The organism is Psychrobacter piechaudii (assembly GCF_900162825.1).
In the GTDB taxonomy this organism is placed as follows: Bacteria; Pseudomonadota; Gammaproteobacteria; order Pseudomonadales; family Moraxellaceae; genus Psychrobacter; species Psychrobacter piechaudii.
On record NZ_FUGE01000081.1, the window covers coordinates 39,509 to 51,662 of the forward strand.

General features: G+C 42.4%; 9 protein-coding genes and 1 pseudogene. 5 read left to right on the top strand and 5 right to left on the bottom strand.

The genetic code is table 11. The features are described from left to right. Positions 1-29 precede the first annotated feature (29 nt). The 3 genes from dut to A1019T_RS03660 all read right to left on the bottom strand — a co-directional run bounded on the left by dut (position 30) and on the right by A1019T_RS03660 (position 4,196). Positions 30-494: a dUTP diphosphatase gene (dut, locus tag A1019T_RS03650; protein WP_077450471.1), complete on the bottom strand. Its 465-nt coding sequence runs from the start codon at positions 492-494 to the stop codon at positions 30-32. A 97-nt stretch (positions 495-591) separates the two neighbouring features. After that, positions 592-1,983, bottom strand: coding sequence for a magnesium transporter (gene mgtE, locus A1019T_RS03655; RefSeq protein WP_077450472.1), 1,392 nt, complete (start codon positions 1,981-1,983; stop codon positions 592-594). A gap of 173 nt (positions 1,984-2,156) precedes the next feature. Continuing rightward, positions 2,157-4,196: a UvrD-helicase domain-containing protein gene (locus tag A1019T_RS03660; RefSeq protein ID WP_077450473.1), complete on the bottom strand. Its 2,040-nt coding sequence runs from the start codon at positions 4,194-4,196 to the stop codon at positions 2,157-2,159. A 369-nt stretch (positions 4,197-4,565) separates the two neighbouring features. Between A1019T_RS03660 and A1019T_RS03665 the strand changes: the two genes are divergently transcribed. Further along, entirely contained in the window at positions 4,566-5,189 is a 624-nt protein-coding gene (locus tag A1019T_RS03665; protein WP_077450474.1) for an OmpW/AlkL family protein, read from the top strand. Between the two features lie 144 nt (positions 5,190-5,333). Here the strand turns inward: A1019T_RS03665 and hemB are convergent, their stop codons facing one another. Beyond that, complete coding sequence (gene hemB, locus A1019T_RS03670; protein WP_077450475.1) at positions 5,334-6,344, bottom strand: porphobilinogen synthase; 1,011 nt, start codon at positions 6,342-6,344, stop codon at positions 5,334-5,336. Positions 6,345-6,866: 522 nt separating this feature from the next. On the opposite strand from hemB, the gene A1019T_RS03675 reads away from it, so the two are divergent. After that, complete coding sequence (locus tag A1019T_RS03675; protein ID WP_077450476.1) at positions 6,867-8,081, top strand: LD-carboxypeptidase; 1,215 nt, start codon at positions 6,867-6,869, stop codon at positions 8,079-8,081. A 121-nt stretch (positions 8,082-8,202) separates the two neighbouring features. Beyond that, positions 8,203-9,093 (top strand): hypothetical protein, encoded by an 891-nt coding sequence (locus tag A1019T_RS03680; RefSeq protein ID WP_077450477.1) that lies wholly within the window; start codon positions 8,203-8,205, stop codon positions 9,091-9,093. A 143-nt stretch (positions 9,094-9,236) separates the two neighbouring features. On the opposite strand, the pseudogene A1019T_RS03685 reads toward A1019T_RS03680, so the two are convergent. Continuing rightward, a pseudogene (locus tag A1019T_RS03685) lies at positions 9,237-10,518 on the bottom strand (IS256 family transposase). A 282-nt stretch (positions 10,519-10,800) separates the two neighbouring features. On the opposite strand from A1019T_RS03685, the gene A1019T_RS03695 reads away from it, so the two are divergent. Further along, complete coding sequence (locus A1019T_RS03695) at positions 10,801-11,718, top strand: recombination directionality factor (RefSeq protein WP_077450479.1); 918 nt, start codon at positions 10,801-10,803, stop codon at positions 11,716-11,718. 314 nt (positions 11,719-12,032) lie between these two features. Next, on the top strand, positions 12,033-12,154 hold a 122-nt coding region (locus A1019T_RS03700), incomplete at its 3' end, for a helix-turn-helix domain-containing protein (RefSeq protein WP_143514058.1).

Genomic DNA, 12,154 nt, shown 5'->3' on the forward strand with positions numbered 1-12,154 from the left:
CTATTGCATTGTAAACAGGATGCTTGACGTTATTGACGGCCTGAGTGACCAAAGCCACCTGCACCACGAGCGCTTAGCTCATTGAACTCTTCGACAATCTCGAACTCAGGACGCATCACAGGAACCACCATGTATTGCGCCATACGCTCTGCAGGGTTTAATACAAAATCAGTCTCGCTTCGGTTCCAGATACTCACCATCAGCTCGCCTTGATAATCGGCATCAATTAGACCCACAAGGTTGCCTAAGACGATACCATGTTTATGGCCTAAGCCTGAGCGAGGTAGGATGATGCCGGCATAGTTAGGATCAGCGATATAAATTGCCATACCGGTACCGATAAGCTGAGTCTCACCGGCCTTGATGGTAATAGGTTCATCAATGCAAGCCCGTAAATCAATACCTGCTGAGCCATCTGTGGCTCGAGTGAGCATAGGGAAATTAGGATCAGTACCGATTTTTGGGTTTAAGATTTTAACTTGTACAGAGTTCATAATTTATCCGTTATTTTGTGGTTTTAACTATATGGCTATTAAAGTGCACCCAGTCTAATTCATCTTTTTTTAAAATCAATCGCTAAAAAACTAATGGTTATAGAATCAACCAACTGGCTAGACCTAAAAAAGACATAAAGCCGACAATATCGGTGACTGTGGTTAAGATTACTGAGGCTGATAGGGCAGGATCAATATCTAGACGTTTCAAAAATAGTGGGATACCGATACCGGCTACGTTAGCCGCAGTCATATTAATGGCAATGGCACAGCCAATAACTAAGCTGATCTTGGGGTCATGGAACCAAAGCTGAGCAATACCAGCCATAATCAAGGCCCAAATTACCCCATTGATGGCACCGACCCACAGCTCTTTGTTCATTAGCCATAAGCGGTTAGAACCCCCGATTTGGCCCATGGCTAAGCCGCGGATAACCACAGTTAGCGTTTGGCTACCCGAGATACCGCCCATACTAGCGACGACTGGCATTAATACTGCCAAAGCTACTACTTGTGCCAGTACTTCTTCAAACTGTCCAATAACTGAGGCGGCGAGTAGTGCCGTTAATAAGTTAATGCCGAGCCAGACGCTACGGCTCTTAGCACTACGTAAGATGGGTGCAAATAGCTCTTCATCATCGCTTACCCCGGCTAAGTGCTTCATGGTACTGTCTACGTCATCTTGGATAATTTCCATGATGTCCTCAGCGTTAAGCTGACCGACCAATTCGCCAAAACTATTGACCACAGGAGCATAGCGAATGTCGGAGGAGCGAAATACCGCAGCCGCATCTTGGATGTCCATTCTGTCATTAATAGTAATAGCAGGATCAATCCACTGCTCAACCAAAGACTGCTGTGGGTACTTAATCAAATCCACCAAGCTTAGTAGACCCAGCAGCTGATGGCTGGCATCAACAACGATGAGCTCTTGAGTTTCATCATCGAGTAGGTCTTCATCTTGACGCAGCCAGTTTTGCACCTCCTCCAAAGTAATATTACCTTGAATCTGAATGGTGTCTGGGTCCATATAGTCACCCACCTCATACTCTTCATAAGTATTGAGCTGGCTAACTTGCTGACGAATATCCTCATCAAGATTAGACATTACCTCAGAGCGAACCTTGTCATCAACGGTGTCTAAAATCTCAGCAATGTCTTGAGCATCTAAGTCTTCGGCAAGCGTTTCAATCTCTTCTGCTTGCATGTTCTCCATCAATGAGGGGCGAATATCATCGACCACTTCAGCTAACACCTGACCTTTTAACTCGACAGGTACCTGCTCCCAAATCAGCTGGCGAGCATCGTGAGGAAAGGACTCTAGTAGGCTAGCAATTTCATACTCAGTTTGCTCATCTAAGAACTCAGCCATAGTAGTCAGGTCTTTGTCTGCTACCAACCTTTGTAGATAAATAAGCTTGTCTTCAGCGCGATCATAGCTCTCTGATAGGGGTTCTGGTTTGACTTTATGCTCAGTTTGAGTAGACATAGCGGCCCTTAGATTGCTTGATGAGAGAGAAGGTGAGGAGTCAGGGGTATAAAAAACCAAACCCCCAAAAACAAAAATGACAGGCATGCTTCCTGTCATTTTTGTAGTATTTTACAATATTTTTTTAGCCTTTGTAGGGGCTATCTGTTATTTGGCTAGCCCCAAGCTTTGACTTACATATTTTTCTTTTTCAGTAGAGCCTTAATGTTAGACATATACTCATTGGCGACCACTGTAGGGTCACGCTCAGCTTTTTTCTTCTTGGCATTGGCCGGCCAGTCTAGATGCTCTTCAGGCAACTCTTCTAAAAAGCGGCTTTGAGTGGTGGTGCGCATCTGACCGCCCCCGCGGCGTTGAGCGGCTAAAGTCAAAGTCAGCTCACGACGGGCACGGGTAATACCCACGTACATTAAGCGGCGTTCTTCTTCAATGGTTTCAGCAATGATAGAGTTACGGTGTGGCAGCAACTCTTCTTCTAATCCCATAATGTAAACAAAATCAAACTCCAAGCCTTTGGCCGCATGTAAGGTCATTAAGTTAACCTTGTTGGTGTTCTCCTCTTCTTGCTGCTGTTCTAGCATATCGAGCAGTACCAGCTTACGAATCACCGCATCAATGGTTTTATCATCGTCATCTTCAGCACGATTAATCAAGGCCTGAATACTGGTATACAGCACTTCAATGTTATCGAGACGGCCTTTTTCTTGCTGCGGTGTTTTTGAGTCACTGCGCACAAAGTCGATATAGCCGGTTTCATCAATCATCTGACGGACCAGAGGTACTGGATCTGGGTGCTGATCAAGCTCACGAGTATAGTGCTCAATAAAGTCGCCAAACTCTTTTAAGGTGCTGTAAGCTTTACTGGGTAAGACATGAGGTAGACCACCATGAGTACAGGAGGCGAGTAGAGATATACTGTGCTCTTGTGAAAATAAGCCTAGTTTTTCTAAAGTAGCTGGTCCTAAACCACGCTTTGGCGTATTAACAATCCGTAAAAAAGCACTGTCGTCTTCTGGGTTTAGAATCAGACGTAAGTAGCCCATAACATCTTTAATTTCACTACGTGCGAAGAAGGACTGTCCCCCCGAGAGCTTATAAGGCACTTGGAACTGTCGCAGTTGAGCTTCAAGCATACGAGCTTGGAAGTTACTGCGATATAAAACCGCGTATTGCTCCCACTCATTGCCGTTACGCAGCTTATGCGCCACAATTTCCTTGGCGACGCGCTCAGCTTCATCATCATCGTTGCGGCAGTTAATAATGCGAATTTTTTCGCCCTGACCCTTATCGGACCACAGCGCTTTTTCAAACAAATGCTCGTTATTCATAATCACGGTATTAGCCGCATTCAAAATACGGTTGGTCGAGCGATAGTTTTGTTCGAGCTTAATGACTTTTAGTTTTGGAAAGTCTTCTTTTAGTAGCGCCATGTTTTCAGGACGTGCCCCGCGCCAAGCATAAATAGATTGGTCATCATCACCCACCACAGTGAATTTACCAGTTGGACCCACAATTAGCTTAATTAGCTCGTACTGGGCGGTGTTGGTATCTTGATACTCATCCACCAATAAGTAGCGGATGCGGTTTTGCCATTTATCGCGTAGCTGTTGGTTTTCGCTTAATATTTTGGCGGGCAGGACAATTAAGTCATCAAAGTCGACAGCATTATAAGCGCGCAAGTTACGCTCATATAAAGCATAAAGATTGGCAAAAATCATATCTTCCGGGTCGTCTAAGGTTTCCATCGCTTTGTCTGGCTCAATTAGATCGTTTTTCCAGTCAGAGATAAATTTAATAGCCTTGCCCACAAGCTCACGACTTTCTGCCCCAGATAGGTTGTCACGCATCATCAGCTCCATCAACAGACGTTTGCTGTCGTCGGCATCCATAATGGAGAAGTTACCTTTTAATGGCGTGTGCAGTAGCTCATAACGCAAAAACTGTAGCCCAAATTGGTGGAACGTTGACACCGTAAGTCCCCGGGTTTTTTCTTTGGGCATGAGCGAGGAGACACGTGCCTTCATTTCACGCGCTGCCTTGTTGGTAAAGGTCACGGCAGTAATGCGCTCAGCAGGGATATTGCACTGCTCAATAAGATAAGCGATTTTTTGGGTAATTACTGAGGTCTTACCTGAGCCTGCACCCGCTAAAACGAGGAGGGGACCAGACACATAAGTCATGGCCTCTTGTTGTTTGGGGTTAAGCTTACTCATGGCACACCTTTTTATATTGCTAATGATAGAGATTGGATAACTAGACTAAATTAGAGGGTTTTTTTGAAGACGGTTAGGCAGTTGAAATTAACTTCAAAACTGTAAAATGGTCGAGTGGTTATTATAGGGGTTCGCTTTGAAATCACAACCAAATCTATGCAAACTTCTTGAGCCATTACAAACTCGACTATTAAGTCGTTTTTTTACTAGAAAGACCTTACTCTATGTATGGCTTTGTAATATAATACAACTATGTAGTTAGATAAGCGTAAGATTCTAACGCTTTGATTTCGATGAATACACATATTGATTTATTAAAGTAAATTTTGCATTTTTACCCAGTACTTAAACAACTAAGTTGAGGATAATATGATTAAACGTCAAGCATTGTTAATGGCTGCTGTAGCTGCTGGTCTAAGCATGACTGCCATGGCAGAAACTGCAGGCACTTGGACTGTGGGTGTGGGTGTTGGGCACGTTGAGCCAGACAGTAAAAATGGTAATTTAGGCGATATTCGTATTGATCATATCGATCCTGACGTACGTCCAACACTTACTGCTGAATACTTTGTAGCAGATAATGTGGGTGTTGAGCTATTAGCAGCACTACCATTCCATCATGACATCATCATTGATATACCAAATGTGGGTATGAGAGAAGCTAAAACTCAGCTTTTACCACCAACTCTATCACTACAGTACCACTTCGATAATGTACATGCGAATGTGAAGCCATTTGTTGGTGTAGGTGCTAACTACACGACCTTCTTTAAAGAGCGTTCAGGTGTAGAGGGTCTGGATATGGAAATTAAAGACAGCTGGGGCGTAGCGGGTCACGCAGGCATTGACTTCAAAATCAATGAAACTGACGCAGTTCGTTTAGATGCTCGTTACATCGATCTTGAGCCAGATGTTAAGCTAGGTGGCGAAGACGCAGGTACAGCAGAAATCAACCCATGGGTATATGGTATTTCTTACGTACAACGCTTCTAATAGAGCTAGTAAAACTAAAGTCGACTTAATTTAATAATTATTAAATAAATAAGTAGACTAAAATAAAACCCCCGTATCTGATTGGATACGGGGGTTTTTTATGCTTAATTAACTTTATGCTTAATAAGCTTTTATTTTCAGAGGCTATCTTAAAGCATTTAGTTTCTTAGCAGCTTCTAAAGCAAAGTAAGTTAAGATACCATCAGCGCCAGCACGTCTAAAGCCAAGCAATGACTCAAGGATAACGTCCTCAGTTAACCAGCCATTCTGAATAGCGGCCATGTGCATGGCGTACTCACCAGAAACTTGATAAGCGAAGGTAGGTACCCCAAAGGTGTCTTTTACTTCACGAATAAGATCTAGATACGGTTGACCTGGCTTAATCATTACCATGTCAGCGCCTTCATTGATATCCATGGCGACTTCGTGCAAGGCTTCTGCGCGGTTTCCAAAATCCATCTGGTATTGTTTCTTATGGCCACCTTTTAAGTTACCAGTACTGCCTACTGCATCACGGAACGGGCCATAATAAGCAGAAGCGTATTTGGCAGAGTAGGCCATAAGGGCTGTATTTACAAAGCCTTCTTCCTCCAGTGCTTCACGCATAGCCAAGATACGGCCATCCATCATGTCACTTGGAGAGATGATGTCTGCTCCTGCGCGAGCGTGTGCCAGGGTTTGCTTCACTAGAACGTCAACAGTGTCATCATTAACCACATAGCCTGATTCGTCTAGCAGACCATCTTGTCCATGAGTGGTATAAGGGTCTAATGCAACGTCAGTCATAACCACCATGCCTGGAACTTCTTTTTTGATTGCACGAACCGCACGGCAGGTTAGACCATCTGGGTTATAGGCTTCACGACCATCTTCAGTTTTTAGACTGGCATCAATGACAGGGAAGATATCGATGGTGCTTACGCCTTCTGCTAAAAGCTCTTTGGCGTACTCAACCAATAGATCAATCGATAAACGCTCAACACCAGGCATACTAGCAACAGCTTCACGCTGATTTTCACCGTCCAATACGAATACTGGAGCAATCAAGTGTTTAGGATGCAGCTCAACTTCACGCACCATAGCACGAATGTTGTCATGAACGCGTAGGCGACGTAGACGAGTGTGAGGGTAAGTGCGATTAAATATATAACTCATAATAAGTCCTAATAACTTCAACGAATTAAGGAATGAAAAAGGGTAGGGTAGTCTGACGTGACTACCAAAAATAGTTTTTGAGGGATGAAAAGCAGAATAAGGCAGTTATAAATCTTTTTATTATTCTTAAGTTAGCTATCCCAGTCCCTATTATAACGCAGGCCTCAGTATGTTTTGGGTTCAAGAAATGATACAAGTTATAACCAAAGTCTTATTTCAATAAACAAGTGGCTTAATAAATAGGAAATCAATAGAAATACTAGACGACTATAATTCAAGACTTTAAAACTTTATTTAAAACTAGGGATATAAGTCATTATTATATTATGGCAGACTAAAATCTTTAGCCAAGTTGGTAAAAGCTATCATTACAATGAGTTTAACGAATACGACATTGGCCAACTACAGGGGAGTTATATACAATTCGACCTTAGGTAGGACGCAATTTATAAATAAAACATAATAAATAATGCCGAAAACTGATAAATAAGTAACTGATGAATAAACAATTAAGAGACGGTTATGAGTGAAGATAAAGTTCTAAAAAAACAGAGGGGTGATACTAATCGGAGTGAGACTAGCTGTAGTGATACCAATAAGGCTCAATCTACCCCATTAAATAGAAGAAGATTTTTAGAGCTCACTACTTTAGGCATAGGAGGGTTAGGGTTGCTTCATCATTCCAATAGCTCTTTGGCGGCCACTGGTTTAGTAACCGCTACTGAAGACAATATCAATTCTATTGGCTCAATAAAAAACTTGAGTCAGTGTAAATCACCGAGTATACCCACCCGCATCTTTGCCAGCTCCAATACTGGAGTTGATGACAGCCGTAATGTCTTAGGTCTAAAGCGTCTAACTTGTGCCGGCTTTGACGTTCAAAATCCAGAGATTAGCCGTCGTCAGTATTTACGCTTCGGGGGCACCGATCAACAGCGGGCCAGTGACTTACAAAATATGGCCACAGGTGCTATTACCGTACCCAAGTTACTACTAGCGGCACGAGGTGGCTATGGCGCCATGCGGATTCTAGAGTTTGTTGATTGGAAGAGTCTGGGCAGGATAATGAAAGATCAGGGCAGTATCTTGGCAGGGTTTAGTGATGTTACCGCCCTACAATGTGCTTTATTGGCACAAGGTAATATGAGTAGTTTAGCTGCCCCTATGTTATATACCGAGTTTGGTAAGAAGGAGCCAGATATAGTCAGTTGCCAAGGCTTTGTGGAAGCCCTTACCAATCCGAATCTTAAGATTAATTTGCCGCATCAAAATAAGGTGACTTTATCCACTCCGCTTAGTGGCGTTTTATGGGGCGGCAACTTAAGTGTGGTCTCTGCGCTGGCAGGCAGTAATTATCTGCCCAATCCTGAAGGGGGGATTGTATTTTTGGAAGAAGTGGGTGAGCAGCCTTATCAAGTAGAGCGGATGCTTTATAGTTTATATCTATCGGGGGCCTTTAAAAAACAACAGGCCATTGTATTAGGAGCATTTAGTGGGGCAGGGGAAGACAGTTATGATGCCCGTTATAATTTAGCCGCAGTGATTGAGCATTTGAGTCAAGTCACTGGATTACCTATATATACTGGATTTCCTTTTGGACACGTGGCCCGTAAGCAAAGCTTTCCTTTAGGGGCTATGTGTCATTTAACCCCAACCGCTTCAGGCATTACTCTTGAGTTTGAGGATTATCCTATCATTAATAGGGAGCTTATATATCCTGAAGGATTATGGAGTTAATCTACTAATAAGAAATCTTAACGTATCAGGCATAATACTTTACATTAAAACACTAATGCCGGAGTCTCATTGAGCTATTATAATAAACGATAAATAATTATTAAAAAAAGGAAAGTAAATTATGTCAAACCAATCTAACAATAGTAAAAACTCTAATAACCATATAGATAAAGCCTTAGAGTCTCTTGAGAACACAACTGATGCGCCTAAAAGCAACGAGTCAGTGGACGTAGAAGTTGTTAAAGGTGATAAGGTCATTTATGAAAATGGCGATTTTGAAGAATTTAATAAAGAGCAACAATTAGAATCTAATGCAGAGGACTCTAAAAAAGACAGTGCTAAAGAAGATCAGTCTAAAGAAAAGGACTCTGAGAAAAAAGATTCTGAGAAGAAAGACTCTAAAAAAGAAGAGTCAAAAGATAGCTCAGATAAAGAAGATGATTCTAATAAGCAATCTAATTCAGAAGAAGATGAAGACAACTCTGATGAAGATGATTCGTCTGATGAAGATGATTCGGAAGACGAGTCTAAGCAAGAAGGTTCGAATAAAGACAAGTATACGGCTGCGATTGCCAATATCTATCAATGGGCGACCAAGCTAAAAGATGAATTTATGTCAGACAAAGACAAAAAAGAAGAAACATCTGATGAAGAAAAAACAGATTCTGATGATGCTGACAACAAAGATACAGCTTCTGAACAAGACAACTCTGAAGAGTCTGAAAAAGAAGACAAGCACAGTGCATCGATTGCTAATCTTTACCAATGGGCAGCTAAGCTAAAAGAAGATTTTGCTTCTGAAGCCTCTAATATGACTCATGATGTTTCAGAAAAAGCTTTGGGAATGATGCTTACTAAGCTTTTAAATGCAGCAGAAACAGAGTTAAGCGCTTTTGATAAAAAAGTAGAAGAATCAGAAGAGCCTGTAGATAATGCTGAAGAAGAGCGTAGTAAGATTGAAGCTAAGAAAGACAAATATCAAGGCATGATTGACCTACTACAGGGTGAATAACAAGCTGTATATTTAAATCGCTTAACTTAAATAGTTACTACTAAACTCAAGATGATCTTTTCGGTTGTCTTGAGTTTTTTTTGTTCAGATAGAGAAAAATAATTTAAATAATGAGCCCATCCCGAAATCTGTGTAACTGCAATTTAGATTAAATGCTTACTAACGCGCTCATCGAACATAATCATAAAGCGATTAAGAGCAGACGTCCAGTTACGGATAGGCATCGACCACTTTTTAGACGCTTGGCTCGTGGCTAGATAAATAACCTTAAACGCTGCTTGATCAGATGGGAATATCTTACGCTTATTCACAGCGGTACGAATCACGCTATTTAATGACTCGATAGCATTGGTCGTATAAATGGCTTTTCTGATGTCTTTCGGGTAATCAAAGAACACCGTTAAGCCCTCCCAATTATTGCGCCAAGAGGTAACTACATGCGGGTATTTATCGCCCCAGACCTCATTAAACTGCTCAAGGTTAGCCTCTGCCAGCTCAAGCGTATCAGTGCCATAAACCGCCTTTAAACCAGCAGCTACTTTTCTCCTATCTTTCCATGGTACAAACTTCATAGAGTAACGTACCATATGCACAATACATAGCTGAACCTGTGTGTTTGGATATACTGTATTAATTGCCTCACTAAAGCCTTTTAAGCCATCGACACAGGCAATAAGAATATCTTGTACCCCACGGTTTTGTAGTTCAGTGAGAACGCCTAGCCAGAACTTAGCGCCTTCATTCTCTGATACCCACATACCCAGCAGCTCTTTTTTGCCTTCAAGGTTGACGCCTAAAGCCAGATAGATGGCTTTATTAATGATTTGCTTGTCTTGACGTATTTTAACGACAATACAGTCTAAATAAACGATAGGATATAAGCTACTTAGTGGCCGGTTCTGCCATGCTGTGATGTCATCTATGATGTTGTCAGTAACTCTGGAAACGAGGCTCGTTGAGATATTAACGTCATAGATATCTTTGATACTCTCAACAATCTCAGTGGTTGTCTGACCTTTGGCGTATGAGCGAGGATCAGCAAGTGTCTGGGAGACACTTGCCCGAAGCGCAAGACGTAAGGCTAAGCCTGTAGTGAAATATGATTTTATCATCGAGCCCAGTGATACGGGTTTGGTGTTTGCCAACCAATACAGGATCAAAGCTTCCTTCACGGTCTCTGGGGGTGGATATCTCAAGATCCCCTGTGTCGCTGCGGACTGTCTTTTTGGTGTGACCGTTACGCTTGTTTGGCTTATCCGCCTTCTCATGCTTGGGGTAGCCAAGATGTTCTTCCATCTCGGCTTCTAAGGCAGTGTCAATAAATGACTGCATGAGCTGTTTTTGAAATGCTTTAATATCTTCAAAGCTGCCAACGTGTTTGGCCATTTGTTCGGCTAGTTTTTTTAGTTCTATTTGTTTTGTCATTGCTTATTCTCCTTTACTATGAATTATAAGCAGTTACACAAAGTTTAGGAAAGTCTCCCAAGGACAGCGTAAGCTTAGATACCAAGGCGGTGATCAAAGCCCATCCTGAGCTACTCACTCAGTTCAGTAAAATCCGTCAGGGTAGTCGTCGTTTTGTTGTCTTAAACGATTAACCTGCTATCTATTCTAATCAACACACACAAACCAAATCTAGCGCATAACCGCCCACCTATCAAAGGTGGGCTTTTTTATGGCTAACTAAAACATATAAGGAATATCACCATGATTAAAGGTCTCACCATAACCCCACCAGTATTAGGTCGTATCAGCATTGGACGTGTCATTGTAAAAGATGGCAAGCGTCTGCCTGCCAAAGACGATCAATTTACCATCACCAGCCAAGTCCAAAATAAAGACGGATGGATCAATCATCCACTAGACGAAAAACTACGCGCAAATAATGACGGTAAGCTCAGACAAATACCCGTGCGTATGCTGTTTAATGATCCGACACTAAATCTGCGAGCTGAGTACACACTGTTTGATCGGCAAACGGGCAGACCGCTATGTGTGGGTGACGGTGAGCAGTGTCAGCGCCGAACCAATAATGGCGTTGAGCAACTGCCGTGTCCATCACCTGAGCGCTGTCCATTAGCGCAAGGCGGTGCTTGTAAACCTTACGGTAGGCTCTACGTCAATCTGTCTGAGGACGATGAGCTGGGCACGTTTATCTTTCGCACGACTGGCTTTAATAGTATTCGCACACTGGCAGCAAGACTCAGCTACTTTGCTGCAGTATCCGGCAATAAGCTGTCGTGTTTACCACTACAATTAACCCTAAGAGGTAAAAGCACAACGCAAAGCTATCGCACGCCAATTTACTTTGTCGATTTGACCTTGCGTGATGGGGTGACGCTGAAAGATGCGGTATCTAACGCGCAAGCTATTGATACGGAGCTTAGAGAACACGGCTTTGATCAAGCTGCGTTAGAAGCAGCAGCGAAGCTTGGCTATGTCAGCTCAGCCTTTGAGATTGATAGTGATGAGGCATTTGCAGTCGTGGAAGAGTTTTATCCAGTCGAGACAGGCTATTCTGGTCAACATCAAGGTGAGCATGAGCCCTTAAATCATGGCTTAGCCAATAATGACGTGACTAGCATTGAGCAGGGGCTACGGCAAAGCGTGACGGCGGTGAGCTAGTAAAGCTAACACACGCACACGGCATAAAAAGGAGCTGTTACATGCAGCTCCTTTTTTTTATTAGCTGTGTCAAAAGCTAGCTGTCGGACAGCATGGGATGCAGTAAAAAATTATAGGACTCGGTAAGGATATGAGGGGAAACGCTCTCATACACTTATAAGGAGCAAATCATGGAAAATTTGAATGTTAACAATCAAACTGAAACTGAGAATTTGAGTGCGATACGAATGCCACGGATGTTACCACTGAAAGAGGTTATACACTTTACTGGACTAAGTATAGTCATAGCCCCATAAATAAGATACACTGATAAGATGGCATATTCAAAAGACTACAGACAAATGATATTAGACAAGCTTGACGAAGGTTACAGTTATCGAGAGCTTGCCGAAGAATATCAAATCAGTACAACGACAATTCAGCGTTGGAAAAAGAA

Coding starts and splice junctions, on each gene's coding strand:
- A1019T_RS03665 (WP_077450474.1), top strand. CDS start 4,566: ATGATTAAACGTCAAGCATTGTTAATGGCTGCTGTAGCTGCTGGTCTA.
- A1019T_RS03695 (WP_077450479.1), top strand. CDS start 10,801: ATGATTAAAGGTCTCACCATAACCCCACCAGTATTAGGTCGTATCAGC.
- A1019T_RS03680 (WP_077450477.1), top strand. CDS start 8,203: ATGTCAAACCAATCTAACAATAGTAAAAACTCTAATAACCATATAGAT.
- hemB (WP_077450475.1), bottom strand. CDS start 6,344: ATGAGTTATATATTTAATCGCACTTACCCTCACACTCGTCTACGTCGC.
- A1019T_RS03660 (WP_077450473.1), bottom strand. CDS start 4,196: ATGAGTAAGCTTAACCCCAAACAACAAGAGGCCATGACTTATGTGTCT.
- A1019T_RS03675 (WP_077450476.1), top strand. CDS start 6,867: ATGAGTGAAGATAAAGTTCTAAAAAAACAGAGGGGTGATACTAATCGG.
- dut (WP_077450471.1), bottom strand. CDS start 494: ATGAACTCTGTACAAGTTAAAATCTTAAACCCAAAAATCGGTACTGAT.
- mgtE (WP_077450472.1), bottom strand. CDS start 1,983: ATGTCTACTCAAACTGAGCATAAAGTCAAACCAGAACCCCTATCAGAG.